This window comes from Streptomyces sp. NPDC014870 (assembly GCF_043081505.1).
Classification (GTDB): Bacteria; Actinomycetota; Actinomycetes; order Streptomycetales; family Streptomycetaceae; genus Streptomyces.
Map to the genome: position 1 here is coordinate 156,768 of NZ_JBIBWQ010000009.1, position 18,662 is coordinate 175,429.

The following is an 18,662-nucleotide window of genomic DNA, read 5'->3' on the forward strand; positions in this document are numbered from 1 at the left end:
GTTACTGCGGCTCGATCGCCTCCGCCAGGACCTCCGCGATATGACGCGCCCTGCGGCCCGCCAGGTCGTCGAGCTGGGTGCGGCAGGAGAAACCGTCGGCCAGCAGCACCGCGTTCTCGTCCGCCGCCCGCACCGCAGGCAGCAGCTGGTCCTCCGCGCAGGCCACCGACACCTCGTAATGACCGGGCTCGAAGCCGAAGTTGCCCGCGAGACCGCAGCAGCCCCCGCTCAACTCACCCGTCAGGCCCATCCGTTCCCGCAGACGCCGGTCAGGCCCGTCGCCCAGGACGGCGTGCTGGTGGCAGTGGGTCTGGCCGATGACCGGGTGGTCCAGGCGCGGTGGCTCCCACGTCGGCGCGAACTCCTCAAGGGCCTGGGCGAAGGTCCGTACCGAGGAGGCCAGTTCGCGCGCCCGCGGATCGTCCGGGAGGAGTTCCGGCAGGTCCGTCCGCAGGGCCGCCGCGCAGGAGGGTTCGAGGACGACCACGGGATGCCCGAGCTGCGGCTCCATCACGTCGAGCGTCCCGCGCATCACCTCCCGGGCCCGGTCCAGCTGCCCCGTCGACACGTACGTCAGCCCGCAGCACACCCGGCCCGGCGGCAGCCCCACCCGTACGCCCGCCGCCTCCAGGACCCGTACCGCCGAGCGGCCGACCTGCGGCGAGAGGTGGTTGGTGAAGGTGTCCGGCCACAGCCACACGTCCGACGCCGTCTCCAGGCGCGTGCCGAACCACGACAGGAACGTCCGCGACGCCACCTTCGGCAGCTCCCGCTCCGGAGCGACCCCCGCGAGCCGGGCCGCGAGCCGGGGCGGCAGCATCCGCGCCAGGTTCAGCGCCGGACCGAACATCCGCAGCCACTCCGGCAGCCGGCCCATCGTCACGTGCGACCACGGCCGCCGCCGCCCCGCGTAGTGCCGGTCCAGGAAACGCGCCTTGTACGCGGCCATGTCCACGCCCACCGGACAGTCGCTCCGGCACCCCTTGCACGACAGGCACAGGTCGAGCGCCTCCCGCACCTCCTCCGAGCGCCAGCCGTCCGTGATCACCTCGCCCAGCGCCATCTCGTGCAGCAGCCGCGCCCGGCCCCGCGTCGAGTGCATCTCCTCCCCCGTCGCCCGGTACGAAGGACACATCACCCCGGGGCCCGACGTCGGCCCCTCCACCCGGCACTTGGCCACCCCCACGCACCGCGCGACCTCCCGCGCCTCCACCGGCAGGCCCTTGAACCGCAGCCCCTCGTCGAGCCGCCCCGGCCGCACCAGCATCCCCGGGTTCAGTCCGCCGTCCGGGTCCCAGACGTCCTTCACCGCGCCGAAGAGCCCGACCAGCTCCGGGCCGTACATCCGCGGCAGCAGCTCCGCCCGCGCCCGCCCGTCCCCGTGCTCCCCCGACAGAGAGCCCCCGTGCGCCACCACCAGGTCCGCCACCGCCTCCGAGAACTCCCGGAACCGGTCCACCCCCGCCGCCGAGTACAGGTCGAAGTCGATCCGGACATGGACGCAGCCGTCCCCGAAGTGCCCGTACGGCGTCCCCCGCAGGCCGTACTCCGTCAACAGCGCGCGGAACGCGCGCAGGTACGCGCCGAGCCGGGCCGGGGGCACCGCGCAGTCCTCCCACCCCGGCCACGCGTCGCCGCCGTCGGGCGTCCGCGTCGCCGTCCCCGCCGCGTCCTCCCTGATCCGCCACAGCGCCCGCTGCCCGGCCGGGTCCGCCACGACGGCCGCGTCCAGCGCGTCCGCCGCCCCCACCAGGGCCCGCGCCGCCGACGCCCCGTCCACCTCGACGAACAGCCACGCGCCCCCGCGCGGCAGCCCCGACGCTCCCCGCACCAGGTCGGCCGCCATCCCCTCCACCGTCAGCGGGCCCAGCGGCAGCAGCCCCGCCGCCGCGTCGGCCGCCGCGCTCTCGTCCGCGTACCCGAGGACCACCAGGACCGGCGCGGCCGGCGGCTCCACCAGCCGAACCGTCGCCTCCGTCACCACCCCCAGCGTCCCCTCGCTGCCGCAGAGCAGCCGCGCCACGTCCCCGCCCCGCTCCGGCAGCAGCGCGTCGAGCGCGTAACCGGAGATCCGGCGCGGCAGCCCCGCCGGGTACCCGGTCCGCAGCAGCGCCAGGTTTCCGTCCACCAGCTCCCGCAGCCCCGCCGGCGCGCCCCGCCAGTCACGGCCGAGGCTCAGGGACGACCCGTCGTACGTACGCACGTCAAGCCCGAGGACGTTGTCGGCCGTCGTCCCCCAGGCCACCGAGTGCGCGCCGCACGCGTTGTTGCCGATCATGCCGCCGAGCGTGCAGCGGCTGTGCGTGGACGGGTCGGGGCCGAAGGTCAACCCGTACGGGCGCACCGCGTCCCGCAGCCGGTCCAGGACGAGCCCCGGCTGGACGACCGCCGTCCGCGCCTCGTGGTCCACGGAGACGACGGCGCGCATGTGCCGGGTGAAGTCGAGGACCACGCCCGTCCCGGTCGCCTGGCCCGCGATCGACGTGCCGCCGCCCCGCGCCACCACCGGCACCGCCCGCTCCCGGCAGACCGCGAGCGCGGCCGCCACGTCGTCGGCGTCCCGGGGCGCGACGACGCCGAGCGGCACCCGGCGGTAGTTGGACGCGTCCATCGTCGTCAGGGCCCGCGCCGTGGCGCCGAAGTCCACGTCTCCCGCCACGGCCGCGCGCAGCGCCGCCTCGAGTTCCGACCGCTCCTGGTGCCCGTGGTGTTTTCGCACAAGGTCAGGATGTCTCACCTGGCGTCTCATCCGGCGGACATCGTCTGCCGTGCGCGGTGCGACCCGATACGCTCCGCCTCGTGGCTGAGATCCAGATTCCCGCTGACATCAAGCCCGCCGACGGCCGTTTCGGCGCGGGCCCCTCCAAGGTGCGTACGGAGGCGCTGGACGCCCTGGCCGCCACCGGCACTTCCCTGCTCGGCACGTCCCACCGCCAGGCTCCGGTCAAGAACCTGGTCGGCGAGGTACGGGCCGGCGTGCGCGACCTCTTCTCGCTGCCCGAGGGCTACGAGGTGATCCTGGGCAACGGCGGCTCCACCGCCTTCTGGGACATCGCGACCCACGGGCTCATCGAGTCGAAGTCGCAGCACCTCACCTTCGGCGAGTTCTCCTCCAAGTTCGCGAAGGCCGCGAAGCTGGCCCCGTGGCTGGCCGAGCCGACCGTGATCTCCGCCGACCCGGGTACCCACCCGGAGCCGGTGGCCGAGGCGGGCGTCGACGTGTACGCGTACACCCACAACGAGACCTCGACGGGTGTCGCGGCCCCGGTCAAGCGGGTCGCGGGCGCCGACGAGGGCGCGCTCGTCCTGGTCGACGCGACCTCCGGCGCGGGCGGCCTGCCGGTCGACATCGCCGAGTCGGACGTCTACTACTTCGCCCCGCAGAAGTCCTTCGCCGCCGAAGGCGGCCTGTGGCTGGCGGCGTTCTCCCCGGCCGCCCTGGAGCGCGCCCGGCGGATCCACGCGTCGGGCCGGCACATCCCGGAGTTCTTCTCCCTGCCGACGGCGATCGACAACTCGCTGAAGAACCAGACGTACAACACCCCGGCGCTCTCGACCCTCTTCCTGCTCAACGAGCAGCTGAAGTGGATCAACGGCCAGGGCGGTCTCGACTGGGCCGTGGCCCGGACGAAGGAGTCCTCCCAGGCGCTGTACACCTGGGCCGAGGAGTCCAAGTACGCGACGCCGTTCGTCACCGACCCGGCCAAGCGCTCGCAGGTCATCGGCACGATCGACTTCTCCGACGACATCGACGCGGCGGCCGTGGCCAAGGTACTGCGCGCCAACGGCATCGTGGACACCGAGCCGTACCGCAAGCTGGGCCGCAACCAGCTGCGGATCGCGATGTTCCCGGCGATCGACCCGGCGGACGTGCGGGCCCTGACGGCCTGCGTCGACTACGTGATCGAGAAGCTGTAACCGTTCCTAATCAGTGAGCAGGAGTGAGTCTTGGACCCATTCCTGGTCACTGCGGACATCCCGAACGGTGTTGGGTGTCCTGGTCGCCCGCGTACTCGCCGCGTCCGGCGACACGGATCGTGTCCGTGGTCCGGGGATGCGGGGGCGGGGTCCCTCACGCCCGGGGGCACGCCGGTCGGCCTGGACGGTCCGATGCCCGTGCACATCGCTCTGGTGTGCACGGGGCGGTGCCGTCCGACGCCGGATCGGGTGTCCCTGGGCGCGTCGTCCGATCGCGATGCTCGCCGCATCGTGCCGGGTGGTCTTACGGGAGGGGCCGGTCATCGGCTGTTGCCAGTGCTGGGCACCCCATTTGCTGGTGTAGGCCGGGTCCACGGCGATGATCGCGATACCTGTGGCGTCGGTCATGGAGGCCAGCCGGGCGCGGAGCCTGCCGGTCGGCATGCCGGAGATGAGCTGCCTGAACCGGCGCTTGTACCCGTGCTTCTCTCTGGTTTTCTCGGCCTGGAAGTCGAGGTCTTCGACCGCGATGGCCTTGACGCCGCATGTCCTGGCCCAGTTCAGCAGCCGGGTGAGGGCGTGCCTCAGCTGGGCGTCGCGGTGCTGGGCGGTGCCGGACAGGTCGTAGAAGAACCGGCGCGGACGGCCGATCGGGTTGCTGTGGATGTCGAGGCGCCATGCGGCGAGGTGGTCGGCGTTCATATCGACGCCGATCACGCCCTGGGTGAGGGCGGCTTCGAGTGGGATGGTCTGGGTGGGTGGGATCTGCCAGGAGGCATCCACGTACCAGCGCTGGCGCCCGGTGTCGTAGTGGATGCGGTAGGCCACGGCCCGGTTGGCTTCCACACGGTCGGCCCATTCCTGCCCCCGGTGAGAAATCCGCACGCGTGCGGCGAGTACGTACCGGCCATGTGGGGCGTTCGCCCAGTCGGCGAGCGGAGTCGGGAGCTTGATCGACACCTCGCCCTCGGGTGTGATGCGGATCGTCTCGTTGCCGAACCTCTTCCCCGACTCGCCGTCCGCCTTCAAAAACCAGCGCCCGGCCTGCCACCTTTGGCGCCACTCGGCCTCGGTGAGCTGCGCCTGGTCAAGGTGGTGGCGGGTGCCCAGCAGACGCTTGCCGCCACGCACGACCTGTACCCGGCCCGCTTCCCACTCGGCACGGACCGTCTCGAGCCGGTCTTCCAGCACCTGCAGCCGTCGCGTCTTGTGGAACCACTCGTGTGCGGAGCGGTAGCCGCCCGGAGCCCGCTTGGTGCCCTTGTGGCCGACCGGCAACGACAGCCGGTGCCGGATCGCCCGGATACCGGCTTCGAGGGATTGCACATGTGCGGCCTGGCCGCGCCGGGCCAGCGCCCACTGGTCTTGCGTGCCCTTCGTGATCGCCCCGGCCCACCTGGACGACGACCTCGCCGTCAGGTCCCGCTTGCGGGCCGCCCATGTGTCGGTGGAGTGCTCCAGACCGTCCGCGCAACGCGCTTTGAGGTCCTTCGAGGCGAGCGAACCCAGATGCGCCCCCACCAGGCGCAGCACCGTCTCATCCTCGGGGGTGAGGTCCTTCAGCCGGGCACGTACCGCCACACCGGACGGGCCGAGAGCCACGAACGGCGCGGCGATCGGGCGCAGTTCAGCCATGCTCGGCGGCCTCCAGCGCCTTACGGGCGCGGTCTTTCGCCGACCTGCGCCCGTACAGGCGGGCACAGAACGAGGTCAGCACCTCCACCATGTCCCGCACCAAGTCGTCTTCGACCTCGCCGTCATCCAAGACCAGCAGGCGACGGCCCGTCGCGGACAAAGCGGCCTCGACAAGCTCGACGTTCATCCGGCCCAGCCGATCCTTATGCTCAACCACTACGCAGGTCACGTCCGGATCGGCCAACAGACGCCGGGCCTTGGACCGGCAGCCGTCCATCCCCGAAGCGACCTCCGCCTCCAGCCGAACAATCCGGTGACCGGCCTTGGCTGCCCACGCCGACAACCGAGCGACCTGGCGTTCCAGATCAGCCTTCTGATCGTGCGAGGACACACGGGCATACAGGCCCAGACCCCCGATGGCCTCAGGTGTGGCGTTCGCGTCGATGTTCACCAGGATCGTGCGTGGCCCGACCCTCTGAGCCGGCACCGGCAACGTTCCCTCACGGAACCAGCGATACGCGGTCTGCGGATGCACACCCTGCGCCTTCGCCCAATCGGTCAGATTCACACTCTGACAACGACACTCACTCACACACGGTTACGCTCACTTGCCCGACTTCAAGGAGCACCAGGTGGAGGCCCCACCCCGTACGCACGAGGGCCCGGCATCGGACATGGTCGATGCCGGGCCCTCGTGCGTTCCCCGTGAGGCTCACCTGCTGAGCCGCTGGAACCTCCGTACCGCCAGCGGCAGGAAGACCGCCGTGATCGCCAGCGGCCAGAGGACGGCCATCAGGACGGCGTGCTGTTCGACCCAGCTGCCGCCGCCCGCGCCGGGGTTGCCGAACAGCTCGCGGGTGGCGGCGACCGTGGACGAGATCGGGTTCCAGGCGGCGACGGGCGCGAGCCAGCCCGGCATCAGCGAGGGCGCCACGAACACGCTGGAGATCATCGTGACCGGGAAGATCACCGCGTAGAGCGCGCCGGCCGTCTCCGTGTTCGGCACGATCAGACCGCACCACACGCCGACCCAGATCAGGCTGAAGCGCAGGAGCAGCAGCAGACCGAAGGCGAGGGCCGTGCCGGCGAGACCGCCGTCGGAGGACCAGCCGATGGCGAGGGCGGTGGCGGCGAGGATGGCCAGTTCGGCGGCGGCGACCAGGAGGTCGGACAGACCGCGCCCGGTGACGACGGCGGACGGGGCCATCGGCATGGAACGGAAGCGGTCCATGACCCCCTTGCCGGAGTCGGAGACGACGGAGGTCGCCGTGTTCATCAGGCCGAACGTCATCGTCATGACGAACATGCCGGGCATCAGGAAGTCCTTGTAGTCCCCGCCGCCGGGCACCCGCATCGCGCTGCCGAAGACGAAGCCGTAGAGCAGGACGGAGACGATCGGGAAGCCGAGCTGCCAGACGATGGCGACCGGCTGGCGCCGGTAGTTGAGCAGGGTGCGGCGGACCAGGGTGAGGCCGTCGGCCACGGCCCAGTACGCCGGTCCGCGCCCGCGCGAGGCGGCCGGGGTGAGGTCGACGGCGGTCATACGGCGATCGCTCCTTCGCGGGTGGCGGGGGTACCCACGGCTGCCGTGGGGGTGGTGCTGCCCGTCAGGCTCAGGAAGACGTCGTCCAGGCTGGGGCGGCGCAGGCCGATGTCCTGGACGGGGATCCGTTCGTCCTGCAGGGCGCGGGCGACCTCGGTCAGCGCGGCGACGCGGTCCGCGACCGGCGCGTGGACGCGGCGCTCGGTCTCGTCCACGCCCGGCTCCCCGGCGGCGACCCGGGCGACGATCCCGCGGGCGGCGGCGAGGTCGGTGGGTTCGGTGACCACGACCTCGACACGGTCGCCCCCGATGCGGTTCTTGAGCCCCTCGGGGGTGTCGTCCGCGATGGCGCGGCCCCGCTCCATGACGGTGATCCGGGAGGCGAGCCGGTCGGCCTCGTCGAGGTACTGGGTGGTGAGCAGCACCGTGGTGCCGCCGGCCACCAGGGAGCGGACCGTCTCCCAGACCTCGCCGCGGCCGCGCGGGTCGAGTCCGGTGGTGGGCTCGTCGAGGAAGAGGACGTCGGGCGCGAGGATCATCGAGGCGGCGAGGTCGAGCCGGCGGCGCATGCCGCCGCTGTAGTCGCCCGCGCCCTTGTCGGCGGCGTCGGCCAGGTCGAAGCGGTCGAGGAGTTCGGCCGCGCGGGCGCGGGCGCGGCGGCCGTCCAGGTGGAAGAGCCGGCCGAAGAGTTCGAGGTTCTGACGGCCGGTGAGGCCCTCGTCGACGGCCGCGTACTGGCCGGCGAGGCCGATCCGGGCGCGGACGGCGCGCGGGGAGCGGGCCACGTCGATCCCGGCGACCCGGGCCCGGCCGCCGTCCGCCTTGAGCAGCGTGGCCAGGACGCGTACGGCCGTGGTCTTGCCCGCGCCGTTGGGGCCGAGCAGGCCGTGCACGGTGCCGGGGCGGACCGCGAGGTCGAAGCCGTCGAGGGCGTACGCGGTGGTGCCACGGCCGCCGTACTTCTTGCGCAGGCCCTCGGCGAGGACGGCGTGTTCATGCATGGGAGCCTCCACTCAGCGAAACTGAGTACACCGTACCCCATATCGAGTACACCGTACTCAGTTTTAGGGTGAGGGCCATGAAGGACACGACGACCAGCAGCCTCGATCTCCTGTGGGGCACGGGCGAACGCCCCAGCCGCGGCCCCAAGCCGGGCCTCACCCTCGACCGGATCGTCCGGGCGGCGGTCGCCCTCGCGGACGCGGAGGGTCTGGACGCCGTGTCGATGCGCCGGGTCTCGGCGGAGCTCGGCGTCGGAACGATGTCGCTGTACCGGTACGTGCCCGGCAAGACCGAGCTGCTCGACCTGATGCTCGACCGGGTGCAGGGCGAGTCCCTGGAGAGCGAGTCCCGGGACGCTGAGTCCCGGGGCAGCGAATCCCTGGAGGCCGGCGAGCCGGAGCCGCCCGCGAACTGGCGGGACACGGTCGAGCGGCTGGCCCGCGGCCATCTGGCCCTCTACCGGGCGCACCCCTGGCTGCTCAAGGTCAACGAGGCCCGCTCACTGCTCGGCCCGAACACCCTGCGCGGCTTCGAGCTGTGCCTGGCCGGGCTGACCGGGCCGAGCGGGATGGGGCTGAGCGACCAGGAGACCGTCTCCGTGATCGTCACCGTCCAGGGCTTCGCCGCCGGGATCGCGCGCATGGAGCTGCAGGCCGTCGAGGCGGCGAGGGAGACCGGGGTCAGCGACGAGGACTTCTGGGCGGCGCAGGCGCCGTTCCTCGAACGGGCCATGGCCACGGGCCGGTTCCCGGCGGTGGCGGGGCTCGCGGAGGACACCTTCTCGCGCGAGGTCGACCAGTTCGCCTTCGGCCTCGCCCGGCTGATGGACGGCTTCGAGACGCTCGTGAGCAGCAGGGGCAAGGATGTCAGCGGCGGCGCAGGAGCCGCTTCCCGCCGATGACCAGGGCGGTCGCGACCCCGAGGACGATCACGCCGACGGTGAAGTTGCCGCGCTCCTCGGGGGTGTCCGGTACGCCACCCGATTCCTTCGGCGGCGCCGCGCCGGGCGTCTTCCCGGTGGGGGCCGGGGCCTCGGGCCGGTCCACCCGGACGACACCGCTGTTCTCGCCCTCCGAGCCGAACATCAGCGCCGAGCCGTCGACCGTGTACGTCGCCGACTCCGCCTGGCCCTGGAACGGCGCCCCCACGCTCGTACCGTCGTCGCCGAGGCGGCCGTCCTTCCAGGCGTACTCCTTGGCGCTGAAGTAGCCGCGCAGCAGCAGCCGGTCGCCCTCCGGCGAGAACGCGCCGTCGGTCACCCACGGCACGTCGTCGACGCGCCGGAAGACGTTCGTACCGGAGGCCGAGAGCCGCTCCGGGCCCGCGTAGAGGCCGCCCGTGTTCTCGTTCTTGCTGGTGATGTAGACCCGGCCGGTCTTCGGGTGGACCATCAGCGCCTCGGCGTTGCGCGGGCCGTCGGCGTACTTCACGACGTACTGCTTCGCCGTGACCGTCTGGTCCCTGAGCTGCTCGGGCTCGGGGAAGCGGTAGATCCAGACGTGGTCCCAGGTGCCGTCCTTGTTGTCCCCGATGTCGCCGACGTAGATGTCGCCGTCCGGACCGATGGAGATCGCCTCCATGTCGCGGGGCGTGCCGACGCCCTTCATGGTGAGCGTCGCGACGGTCTCGCCGGTCCGGGAGTCGACGCCGTAGATCAGCGGGGCGTCCTGGTCGTTGTGCGTCCAGTAGACGCCCGGGTGGACGCGGCTCGCGGCGATGCCGCTGGACTCCTTGATCCGGGGGTCCTTGATCGTGAAGTCCTGGTCCGCCGCCCCCTCGGCCGCCCCGGCGGGGGCGACCGCCAGGGCGAGGACCAGCACGGCGCCGCCGACAACACCCGGGAAAGATCGCATGCCCACCAGCCTGCCACGCCCCCGCCCCGCACGCGGAGGTGGCCGGGATCACGTCGCAGCGGCCGGACGGCCTCCGCGATGATGTGACCATGCGTTTCATGTTCGTCGGCGACAGCTGCACCATCGGACGGGCCGGCGACCACACCTGGCGCTACCGGATGTGGCAGCACCTCGAAGCCACCCTGCCCGGGCGGTACGAGATCGTCGGCCCGCGCACCGAGCTGTACGACTCCGGCGCCGACGCCGCCGTCTCGCACGACTACGCCGACCCCGCCTTCCCCGCGCCCGCCCGCCGCCACCTGGCCGGCTGGGGCGAGGGGTGGCTGCACATGGCGCCGCTGATCGGCGAGACGGTCACCGCGACCGGGGCGGACGTGCTCCTGGTCTCCCTCGGCCTGATCGACCTCGGCTTCTACACCAACAGCTCCCAGACCGCCGACAACGTACGCGCCTTCGTCGCCGCCGCCCGCGCCGCGAACCCGCGTGTCAGGGCCGTCATCATGCCGGTCATCCCGAACGTGCGGGCCGGCTACGACGCGCCCTTCGCCGCCGAGTGCGGGCGCTTCAACGAGCTGCTCGCGAAGGCCGTCGCCGACCTGGACACGGCCGCCTCCCCGCTGCTGCTCGCGACGCCACCGGAGCCGTACGACCTCGCCACCGACACGTACGACGGCACCCACCCCGGCCCCTCCGGCGAGCACAGGCTCGCGGGCGCGTTCGCCGCGGCGATGCACCAGGCGTGGGGGCTCGGAGCGCCGTACGGAGGCCGTACGGCGGCCCGCTGACAGGGCGCCAGGTGAGCTGACAGGCCGCGCGCGAGGCTGTCAGCCGACGGTCCGCGGGGTGTCAGCGCGGTTCGGCATCGTCTTCCTCGTCAGGAACGACGACACCGAATCCCAGGAGACACCCCCGATGAACGCCAACCTCGCCGCTGTCATGCAGATCCTCATCGCCCTCGCCTTCGTCAGCATCCCGATCGTCCGGGCCCGCTTCGGCCCGGCGGCCACGACCGCCGCGGAGGCCGAACTCACCCGCCAGGACGTGCGGCCCGGCGTCCTCGCCGAGAACGGCCTCAGGTTCGACGCCGGCGGCCACGAGACCTGGGCCCCGGTCGCCGTCGCGACCGTCATGACCACGCTCGCCGTCCTCAACTTCGCGGGCAACGAGTGGGGGCAGACGCTCACCTGGATCTTCCAGTCGCTCGTCATCGTGATGAACGGCCTGATCCTCTACAGCAACCTGACCGCCGTCTCCTCCGTCCGCGCCGCCTTCGAGCGCAAGGGCGACCCCGAGCTGGCCCGCATCGACGTCCCCGCCTTCCTCAAGGCCGCCGAGAACGCCTTCCCCGGCTGGGTCCGGATCCAGCAGAACATCCGCCACGCGATCGTCTTCGGCGGCTCGGCGCTCGCCCTCGTCGCGATCGCCCTGGTCTGACCCCCATCCCCCGCAGGCAGCCCCCCTTCCTTCCGCGAACCGAGGATCACCACCATGCAGCTCTCCACGGCCCTCCCCGTCGCCCTCCAACTCCTCCTCGCCGCCACCTTCTTCGTCATCCCGGTCGTCGCCTGGTTCCGCGGCGGCGCCGCCCAGCGGGCCGCCGAGGCCGAGCTGGCCCGCCAGGGCCAGGGGGCCGACGTCCTCGCCCGGCACGGCATAGCGTTCAAGGAGAAGGTCTGGGAGTTCGCCGTCGCGCTCGGCATCGGCGTGACGATGACCGTCCTCGGCGCGCTCAACCTCGCCGGCAGCGACCTCGGCCGGACGCTCTCCTTCGTCGTCGAGCCGCTCGTCCTCCTCGTCGTCGGCTTCATCACCGCAGGCCAGGTCTTCGCCGTCCGCTACACCGAGGCGGCCTTCGCCCGGTCCGAGGACGCGGCGGTCCGCGCCCTCGACGCCAAGGCCGTCATCGCCGCCGCCAAAACCGCGCTCCCGACGTGGATGCGCCCGGTGGTCCTGACCCGCTTCGCCCTGGCCACGCTCGGCTCGGCGCTCGTCCTCGTCACGCTCGCCCTGACGTGAGGCTCACGCCGAGCGGGTCAGCCGGTTCGCGAACGTCGACAGCGTGTAGGCACCGATGCCGAGGACGACCTCCAGGGCGTTCTGGCGGGTGTAACCCCAACCGAAGAACTCCTCCAGATCCTCGTCGCTGACAGCTCCGGCAGCGGCGAGGATCTGGTGCGTGAACCGCCGTATCGCCTCCAGCCGTTCGGGCTCGGGGTCCGGCCCCAGCGCGGCGAGCTTCGCCTCGTGCAGCCGGATGCAGAGGTGGCACTGGTTCCGCACGGCGACCGTCAGGACGACCGTCTCGCGCGCGTGCGGGTCGAGGTTCGTGTCCTCGAACATCGCGCTCAGCCGCAGGAAACCGTCCAGCGCGTGCGGGGACTCGGCCATTCGGGCCACGGCCTGCGGCAGACGCCCCCAGGCACCGGCGACCCGCTCCATGGAGGGACGGGAGGCGGCGGGAGCGGACTCAAGGGTGTGATCGACGAACAAGGCGACTCCCGAGGAAAGCTCTAGAATGGACAACATGGTTGACCAAGTGGACGCAGGAAACGTAAACCAGGTTGTCGATCCGGGCAAGGGCGCGGGCTCAGGCAGGGGCGCGGGCTCAGAGAAGGGCGCGGGCCCGGACAAGGGGGCGCCCCCAGCGGAGAGCACGGCGGAACCCGCGACCGACGCGACACCGGGCTTCGAACTCCCCCTGCTCCTCTTCGCCGGCTTCCGCACCCTCATCGACCGGCTGCACGCCGAACTCGCCCGCCAGGGCCACCCCGACCTCCGCCCCGCGCACGGCTTCGCCCTCCAGGCCATCGCCGCCGGCGGCCCCCGGGGCGCCACCGCCAGCGACATCGGCCGCCGGCTCGGCGTCTCCAAGCAGGCCGCAGGCAAGACCGTCGACCGCCTCCTCGCCGTCGGCTACGCCGAACGCGCCGACGACCCCACCGACGCCCGCCGCAAGCTCGTCCACCTGACCCCGCACGGCCTCGACGCGCTCGCCCGCTCGGCCGCGATCTTCGACGACCTGCGCGCGGAGTGGACGAAGACCCTCGGCGCCGCCCGCGTACGGGACATGGAGACCGCCCTCCGCCAGGTCGTCCCCCCGGAAACCACCTACCGCCTCGACGCCCCGAGCTGGCTCGGCGGCGCGTGACCCGCCCTCAGCGCGACGGGCACCGCCCTTCCCCGCCCGCCCGCACCACCACGGCGAAGGAGGTGCACACCCTCCGGAAGCCGCCATGTCCGCTCAGACCGGTGTGACTCATGCACTCCACGTCCACCGCCGCACCATCGGCCGACGGCTCCGCCACCCAGCCACACCGCAGGCACTCCGCCTCGAACGTGACGTCTGTGTCCGGATGCCGCGTGATCCGGTGCTCCACGTACCGCAGGACCGTACCCGCCATCAGCACCCCCCGTGCTCGTGCCGCAGGTGCGCCCGCAGCGATACGTTCGCGTCCGACACCTTCGAGTAGTCCCCCTTGGACCACGCGTTGGCCCGCTTCACCGCGAGCCCCAGACACTCACGACAGCCCGGGACCGCGCCGGGCTGCTCCGGGGGGAGGGGCACCTGCACCGGTCCCGCCATCGTCGTCTTCGGATTGCTCATGCCCTCGATGCTTCCGCGGAACGGGCGCCGGACCGCGGTTCAGTCGCGTTGTGGGGTAAAGATCAAGAACGGCAGGCCGCCGCCCACGAGGTGAGGCACTCCCGGGCGTCGTCCCCGAAGAGAGCCAGATCCTGGTACCCGGCGAACTCCTGGAGATGAGCGCGCACGTCTCTCGGATCGCGTAGGACCAGGACACCCGTGGACACCTCGACCGTCACCATGCGGTCGTCATAGACCGTGAAGGTGCTCAGTGGGGTTGGAGCCGGCACCGGACCGAGAGGGATGACGCCCAAGCGCAGGTTCGAAAGGTACGTCAATGACACGAGCCGGTCGATCTGCACGGCCAGCGCGTCCGGAGGCACAAGGGGCCAGCGCACGGCCTGCTCGGTGAGAAGAAACGTGAACTGCTTCGAGCGGTCGTAGAGGACTTCTTGCCGCTCCAGCTTCTTCGCCACGGCCTTCGAGTGGTCGCCGGGTACGTGTGCCAGGCTGGCCCGGATGTATTCCGGGGTCGACAGCAGACCCGTGATCATCGACGGGAGAAGGTAACGGAGTTCGGTGCCGGCCGCCTCCAGACCGGCGAGTTCGAACTGCTTCTTGTCCAGCCCCTTGCGCCGGAGCGAGCGGGCGTCCTGCCAGTCGGTGTTCGCCATGCGTGCCAGGGCAGAGGCTTCCGCGACCAGTTCGGCCGGCGCGTCGATCGCTCTCAGGATCTGTTCCACGTCCACCAGCGATGGCCGGACGTTGCCGTTCTCGATCCGGCTGATCTTGGACTGGGACATGTTGCAGCGGGCCGCGACCCGGGCTCCGGAGAGCCCGGACCGCCTGCGGAGTTCGCGGAGCATATGGGCCAGCTCCCGGCTGGACTGGCCCATCCGCTCAGGCTCGAACGTCACGCGTATACGTACTCCAGGAACGGAACCGACGCCTCCACGGCGATGCGCTGGTACTCGACGAAGGGGGCGGGATCGCCCTCGTACAGTTCGCGGGAGATCTGCCGTCCGTCCTCCTCATAGTGCATCAGCACGACCGTGGACCTGTCGAACATCCAGAAGTCCTGGACGTCCGGCAGCGGATCGGGCTTGTCGGTCACATCGAGAATGCGGATGTCTTCCCCGATGGGCGCCTGGTGCCGGTAGTACCGCTCGAACTCGAACCGTAGGTACTCCGAGAGCGGACGGCGCACGATGTGCACGCGCCCGATACCGCCGCCGGTAGCAGCGTGCTTACGGATCAGGTCCGTCCAGGCGTCTTCGTAGGGCCCGGGGAAGCGAGCGCCGTTCCTGAAAGCAGCGAACTCCTCCGCCTCCTGCGGAACGAGGTACTGCGGAAGGGTCTCAAGCCGCCATGCCTCGCTCTCGAAGTCACGGAACATCGCCCGCCAGTCGTCACCATCCAAGAGCATGTACGGCCTCCCTCAAGACGCTCTCAGGAATCTCAACAAGCCCCTCACCACAGGGCGGTGTGAAGGCATCGGACAGGTCACCCTGCACGATGAACGAACCGGAGGCTGTGCGGTACACGTTGGGGCAGTCGCCCTGTCCGCACTCGCCGTTCCCGTTGCCGGTGAGTCGGGTCAGTTCCTCACGAGCCATCTGAACCCCCTGGTTCACGGCCCTGAGCAGGGCCGGCCACAAGACCGTACGGAGAGCAGTCACCCACCGTCCATGCGCGGACGCGACTATGCGCGTTGTCGCATAAACAGACTCCCCGAGGAACCCTCTTGCCTGGAGCGGGCTCCAAGGGATTGGCTTGGGGACCATGAAGTACACGCAGCTCGGACGCACCGGACTCAAGGTCAGCCGACTCGTCCTCGGCACGATGAACTTCGGTCCGCAGACGGACGAGGCCGACAGCCACGCGATCATGGACGCCGCGCTCGCCGCGGGCATCAACTTCTTCGACACGGCTAAGTAGTCATTTTGACGCCTGTGTGACACTGCGGCCGCCGCCCCATCGGAGCGGGCGACGGCCGTGCTTCCAGCCGCTACTCGATCACCAGGCAAAGGCTTCCGGCGACGGCCCCGGGCCGGGGAAGATCTCGTCCAGACCAGTCAGAAGTTCGTCACTCAGCTCCAGCTCCAGGGCGCGCAACGCGCTCTCCAACTGCTCCACCGTGCGCGGGCCGACGATCGGGCCGGTGACGCCGGGCCGGGTCAGCAGCCATGCCAGCCCGACTTCGCCGGGCTCCAGGCCGTGCTTGTCGAGCAGGTCCTCGTATGCCTGGAACTTCGCCCGCACGGTCGGGTCGGCGAGCGTTTCTGCCGCGCGGCCCTCCGTACGCCGCTTGCCCTCGGTCTCCTTCTTGAGGACGCCGCCGAGCAGGCCGCCGTGCAGCGGGGACCAGGGGATGACCCCGAGGCCGTAGTCCTGCGCGGCCGGGATCACCTCCATCTCCGCGCGCCGCTCGTAGAGGTTGTACAGGCACTGCTCACTGACGAGGCCGACCATGCCGCGGCGGGCGGCGGTCTCGTTGGCCTGGGCGATCTTGTACCCGGGGAAGTTCGAGGAGCCCGCGTACAGGATCTTCCCCTGCTGGATCAGCACGTCGACGGCCTGCCAGACCTCCTCGAAGGGAGTGGCACGGTCGACGTGGTGGAACTGGTACAGATCGATGTAGTCGGTACCGAGCCGCTTGAGGCTGGCGTCGACGGCCCGCCGGATGTTCAAGGCCGACAGCCGGTCCTCGTTGGGCCAGGTCTCGCCCTCACGTGACATGGAGCCGTAGACCTTGGTGGCGAGGACCGTCTTCTCTCGCCGGCCACCGCCCTGGGCGAACCACGTCCCGATGATCTCCTCGGTGCGGCCCTTGTTCTCACCCCACCCATACACGTTGGCCGTGTCTACGAAGTTCAGACCTGCGTCGAGCGCGGCATCCAGGATGCCGTGGCTTGTCGGTTCGTCTGTTTGCGGTCCGAAGTTCATCGTGCCGAGGACGAGTCGGCTGACCTTGAGTCCGGTGCGTCCGAGCTGCGTGTACTTCATGAGGCACAAGCCAACTGCTTCGAGCCCACTCCAAGCAAGGGCCGACCACTCAGCCGCCCATTTATGCGACAACGCGCATGAGTCACGTCCGTGCATGGACGGCTGCGAGCGGTCCCCGTACGGTCGTCTCGGGCGGCCCGACCGGGCTGACAGGTCAAGGGAGTTCCGCATGGCACGCGAAGAACTGACTCGGCTCACCGGCAACGGCAACGGCACGTGTGGAGAGGACGACTGCCCGAACGTCTACCGCACCGCTTCCGGCTCCATCGTGGTTCAGGGCGACGTGTCCGACGCCTTTACTCCCCCGCAGGGGGATGGGCTCGTGGAGATCCCCGAGAGCGTTCTCCGGGAGGCCGTTCGTGCTCTTGGATGGTGACGAGTGGCGGGCGATGCTCCGGGGCTTCCGGTCGGAAGCGTGGCGACTGGAGACCCTGCCCCAGTACCTCGTACCGCAGGAGGCGGAAGAGCTCGAAGCCTTCCGGGCGGGCAAGCGCGTCGACCCGCACGCCTACTCGTCCGCGTACACGGAAGACCTGAAGCGGCTGCGAGGGGAGGGCAGGAGCAAGGGGCGAGTGCACGTCCTGACACGACCGCTCTCCGAGTACCTGCGCTTCGAGTTCTCGCGGTACTACGCCCCGCACGTGCTCGCCGGGGAGGACATCCGCATCCTTGACGTGACCGAGCGAGACAACCCGTTGCCGGACGTTGAGGACTTCTGGATGTTCGACCGCTCGACCGTCGTCCTGATGCACTACGCGGGCGACGGCACGCAGATCAGTCGGGAGCTGTACGAGGGTGACCTTGCGCCGTTCATCGAGTGGCAGCGCATCGCCGTTGCCGAGTCGGTTCCCTTCCTGGAGTACGCGGAGCGCGTGACGGAGTGACGTTCGAAGCTGAGCAGCTTGGCGACTCCGGTATCGAACTCGCCTCACTGCTTCGGGACTTGCGTAAGCGAGCCGGCCTCTCAGGGGACCGGCTCGCAGCACGCTGCAACATGTCCCAGTCGAAGGTGTCTCGCATCGAGAACGGCCGGACACGGCCGTCCCTGGTCGACGTCGAGCAGATCTTGCGAGCGCTGGACGCTCCGCCGGAACTGGTCGCCGAGGTCTCCGCCCTCGCCAGGATGGCGAACACCGAGTGGCGGAACGTCCGAGAGCTTCGGCGCAAAGGGCTCGGTACGAGACAAGCCGAGCTGAAGTCGCTCGAAGCGTCCTCTACCCATATGCGCTACTTCCTGCTCTCGATGGTCACCGGCCTGCTCGCGACACCTGAGTACGTACGGGCGAGCCTGGCCCACTCGACGGCCGACACGAGCAAGGCAGTGGCGGGGAAGCTGGGACGGCAAGCCGTCCTCTACGACGCCTCGAAACGGTTCACGTTCGTTCTGACCGAGCAGGCGGTTCGCTGGCCGGTCGTCTCCCCGCTGGCACTGGCCGAGCAGATGGACCGGCTGGCGTCCCTGTCCTACCTCCCGAACGTTCAGATCGGGGTGATCCCTGTAGGGACACCGACGCCTCGAACTCCTCTGAGTACGTTCACCGTCTACGACGCCGCGTTGGTCACCATCGAGACGACGGCGGGAAGTCTCGTACTCCGCGACGGTCGAGATGTTCAGGCGTATTTGAAGGAGTTCGCCGGGTACGAGGAATACGCACTCTTCGGCGAAGACCTTCGGGCACGGCTCGCCGAGTGGTCCGCCGCTTGCCGTGCATGACTTCAGTCGACTACGCGACTGAAGCGCCATCCCGTGCGCACCCCGGGGGATCATCCTTCGGCAGGCGAACAGTCGGGAGGTCGCACGGATGAGCACACCCAAGACGACGATGGCAGGGCCGGTGAACCTGACCCTTCCGGAGGGAGACCCGAACCCCGTCGCGGGCTGTCGGCAGTGCCTCGGCGTCGCCGTGACCCGAGCCAACGCCCGATCGGTCGGCGACTACTCGAAGGCGACGGACGCGAACGTCGTGCTCCGCACGCACCTCCGAGAAGACCACGGGGCCGAGTGATGCCGCGCACGGTCCTGCGGTTCGTGACGCACCGAATCGCGCAGCATCCGGACACGGACGTGACCTTCGAAGCGGAGTGCCTGCACTGCAAGTGGAAGGCGGAGCCATCGACGGAC

At 70.5% G+C, this 18,662-nt stretch carries 22 protein-coding genes and 1 pseudogene; 11 read left to right on the forward strand and 12 right to left on the reverse strand.

Annotated elements, in window-relative coordinates:
* Position 1: 1 nt before the first annotated feature.
* Positions 2-2,749 carry an FAD-binding and (Fe-S)-binding domain-containing protein gene (locus ACF09C_RS25445; RefSeq protein WP_392094595.1) on the reverse strand — a complete coding sequence of 916 codons (2,748 nt, stop codon included), beginning with the start codon at positions 2,747-2,749 and terminating at the stop codon, positions 2-4.
* A gap of 50 nt (positions 2,750-2,799) precedes the next feature.
* On the opposite strand from ACF09C_RS25445, the gene serC reads away from it, so the two are divergent.
* Complete coding sequence (serC, locus tag ACF09C_RS25450) at positions 2,800-3,918, forward strand: phosphoserine transaminase (RefSeq protein ID WP_392094597.1); 1,119 nt, start codon at positions 2,800-2,802, stop codon at positions 3,916-3,918.
* A gap of 6 nt (positions 3,919-3,924) precedes the next feature.
* Here serC and ACF09C_RS25455 read toward each other — a convergent pair whose 3' ends face one another.
* The 4 genes from ACF09C_RS25455 to ACF09C_RS25470 form a co-directional block, all read right to left on the reverse strand.
* Positions 3,925-5,553: an IS200/IS605 family accessory protein TnpB-related protein gene (locus ACF09C_RS25455; protein ID WP_392094598.1), complete on the reverse strand. Its 1,629-nt coding sequence runs from the start codon at positions 5,551-5,553 to the stop codon at positions 3,925-3,927.
* Complete coding sequence (locus ACF09C_RS25460; RefSeq protein WP_392094600.1) at positions 5,546-6,121, reverse strand: IS607 family transposase; 576 nt, start codon at positions 6,119-6,121, stop codon at positions 5,546-5,548. Before ACF09C_RS25460 ends, ACF09C_RS25455 begins: the two co-directional genes overlap by 8 nt.
* 144 nt (positions 6,122-6,265) lie before the next feature.
* The gene (locus tag ACF09C_RS25465; RefSeq protein WP_392094601.1) at positions 6,266-7,096 is read right to left on the reverse strand and encodes an ABC transporter permease; all 831 of its coding nucleotides are present in this window, start codon (positions 7,094-7,096) and stop codon (positions 6,266-6,268) included.
* Complete coding sequence (locus tag ACF09C_RS25470) at positions 7,093-8,097, reverse strand: ATP-binding cassette domain-containing protein (protein WP_392094603.1); 1,005 nt, start codon at positions 8,095-8,097, stop codon at positions 7,093-7,095. Before ACF09C_RS25470 ends, ACF09C_RS25465 begins: the two co-directional genes overlap by 4 nt.
* Before the next feature lie 77 nt (positions 8,098-8,174).
* On the opposite strand from ACF09C_RS25470, the gene ACF09C_RS25475 reads away from it, so the two are divergent.
* Complete coding sequence (locus tag ACF09C_RS25475; RefSeq protein WP_392094604.1) at positions 8,175-8,999, forward strand: TetR/AcrR family transcriptional regulator; 825 nt, start codon at positions 8,175-8,177, stop codon at positions 8,997-8,999.
* Here ACF09C_RS25475 and ACF09C_RS25480 read toward each other — a convergent pair.
* Entirely contained in the window at positions 8,965-9,951 is a 987-nt protein-coding gene (locus ACF09C_RS25480) for a WD40 repeat domain-containing protein (protein WP_392094606.1), read from the reverse strand. The two genes, ACF09C_RS25475 and ACF09C_RS25480, sit on opposite strands and share 35 nt — an antisense overlap.
* Before the next feature lie 89 nt (positions 9,952-10,040).
* Between ACF09C_RS25480 and ACF09C_RS25485 the strand changes: the two genes are divergently transcribed.
* Genes ACF09C_RS25485 through ACF09C_RS25495 form a run of 3 tightly spaced genes read left to right on the forward strand, consistent with a single transcriptional unit; the run spans position 10,041 to position 11,967 of the window.
* Positions 10,041-10,736, forward strand: coding sequence for a GDSL-type esterase/lipase family protein (locus ACF09C_RS25485; RefSeq protein ID WP_392094608.1), 696 nt, complete (start codon positions 10,041-10,043; stop codon positions 10,734-10,736).
* Between the two features lie 58 nt (positions 10,737-10,794).
* Positions 10,795-11,385, forward strand: a complete 591-nt coding sequence (locus ACF09C_RS25490) for a hypothetical protein (RefSeq protein ID WP_392094610.1) — start codon at positions 10,795-10,797, stop codon at positions 11,383-11,385.
* Between the two features lie 54 nt (positions 11,386-11,439).
* Positions 11,440-11,967 (forward strand): hypothetical protein, encoded by a 528-nt coding sequence (locus ACF09C_RS25495; RefSeq protein ID WP_392094612.1) that lies wholly within the window; start codon positions 11,440-11,442, stop codon positions 11,965-11,967.
* A gap of 3 nt (positions 11,968-11,970) precedes the next feature.
* On the opposite strand, the gene ACF09C_RS25500 is transcribed toward ACF09C_RS25495, so the two are convergent.
* Positions 11,971-12,441 (reverse strand): carboxymuconolactone decarboxylase family protein, encoded by a 471-nt coding sequence (locus ACF09C_RS25500; RefSeq protein ID WP_392094614.1) that lies wholly within the window; start codon positions 12,439-12,441, stop codon positions 11,971-11,973.
* A gap of 25 nt (positions 12,442-12,466) precedes the next feature.
* Here ACF09C_RS25500 and ACF09C_RS25505 point away from each other — a divergent pair, with 25 nt between their 5' ends.
* Positions 12,467-13,099, forward strand: a complete 633-nt coding sequence (locus ACF09C_RS25505) for a MarR family winged helix-turn-helix transcriptional regulator (RefSeq protein WP_392094616.1) — start codon at positions 12,467-12,469, stop codon at positions 13,097-13,099.
* A 252-nt stretch (positions 13,100-13,351) separates the two neighbouring features.
* Here ACF09C_RS25505 and ACF09C_RS25510 read toward each other — a convergent pair whose 3' ends face one another.
* From ACF09C_RS25510 to ACF09C_RS25525, 4 genes are all read right to left on the reverse strand, one after another.
* A complete protein-coding gene (locus ACF09C_RS25510) occupies positions 13,352-13,555 on the reverse strand; it encodes a hypothetical protein (RefSeq protein ID WP_392094618.1) in 204 nt (67 codons plus the stop codon).
* A gap of 62 nt (positions 13,556-13,617) precedes the next feature.
* Positions 13,618-14,451, reverse strand: coding sequence for a helix-turn-helix domain-containing protein (locus ACF09C_RS25515; RefSeq protein WP_392094620.1), 834 nt, complete (start codon positions 14,449-14,451; stop codon positions 13,618-13,620).
* Positions 14,448-14,960 carry a DUF6879 family protein gene (locus tag ACF09C_RS25520; protein WP_392094622.1) on the reverse strand — a complete coding sequence of 171 codons (513 nt, stop codon included), beginning with the start codon at positions 14,958-14,960 and terminating at the stop codon, positions 14,448-14,450. The genes ACF09C_RS25515 and ACF09C_RS25520 overlap by 4 nt, the downstream gene beginning before the upstream one ends.
* Positions 14,944-15,150 (reverse strand): hypothetical protein, encoded by a 207-nt coding sequence (locus ACF09C_RS25525; protein ID WP_392094624.1) that lies wholly within the window; start codon positions 15,148-15,150, stop codon positions 14,944-14,946. The genes ACF09C_RS25520 and ACF09C_RS25525 overlap by 17 nt, the downstream gene beginning before the upstream one ends.
* Before the next feature lie 166 nt (positions 15,151-15,316).
* Here ACF09C_RS25525 and ACF09C_RS25530 point away from each other — a divergent pair.
* Positions 15,317-15,466: pseudogene (locus ACF09C_RS25530) on the forward strand (aldo/keto reductase); the annotation flags it as partial.
* Between the two features lie 84 nt (positions 15,467-15,550).
* Here the strand turns inward: ACF09C_RS25530 and ACF09C_RS25535 are convergent.
* Entirely contained in the window at positions 15,551-16,540 is a 990-nt protein-coding gene (locus tag ACF09C_RS25535) for an aldo/keto reductase (protein WP_392094626.1), read from the reverse strand.
* Positions 16,541-16,709: 169 nt separating this feature from the next.
* On the opposite strand from ACF09C_RS25535, the gene ACF09C_RS25540 reads away from it, so the two are divergent.
* The 4 genes from ACF09C_RS25540 (at position 16,710) to ACF09C_RS25555 (ending at position 18,546) form a co-directional block, all read left to right on the forward strand.
* Complete coding sequence (locus tag ACF09C_RS25540) at positions 16,710-16,916, forward strand: hypothetical protein (RefSeq protein WP_392094628.1); 207 nt, start codon at positions 16,710-16,712, stop codon at positions 16,914-16,916.
* Complete coding sequence (locus ACF09C_RS25545; RefSeq protein ID WP_361095792.1) at positions 16,900-17,424, forward strand: DUF6879 family protein; 525 nt, start codon at positions 16,900-16,902, stop codon at positions 17,422-17,424. The genes ACF09C_RS25540 and ACF09C_RS25545 overlap by 17 nt, the downstream gene beginning before the upstream one ends.
* Positions 17,421-18,254 (forward strand): helix-turn-helix domain-containing protein, encoded by an 834-nt coding sequence (locus tag ACF09C_RS25550; RefSeq protein WP_392094629.1) that lies wholly within the window; start codon positions 17,421-17,423, stop codon positions 18,252-18,254. The genes ACF09C_RS25545 and ACF09C_RS25550 overlap by 4 nt, the downstream gene beginning before the upstream one ends.
* Before the next feature lie 88 nt (positions 18,255-18,342).
* Entirely contained in the window at positions 18,343-18,546 is a 204-nt protein-coding gene (locus tag ACF09C_RS25555) for a hypothetical protein (RefSeq protein ID WP_351974893.1), read from the forward strand.
* The last annotated feature ends 116 nt before the right edge of the window (positions 18,547-18,662 follow it).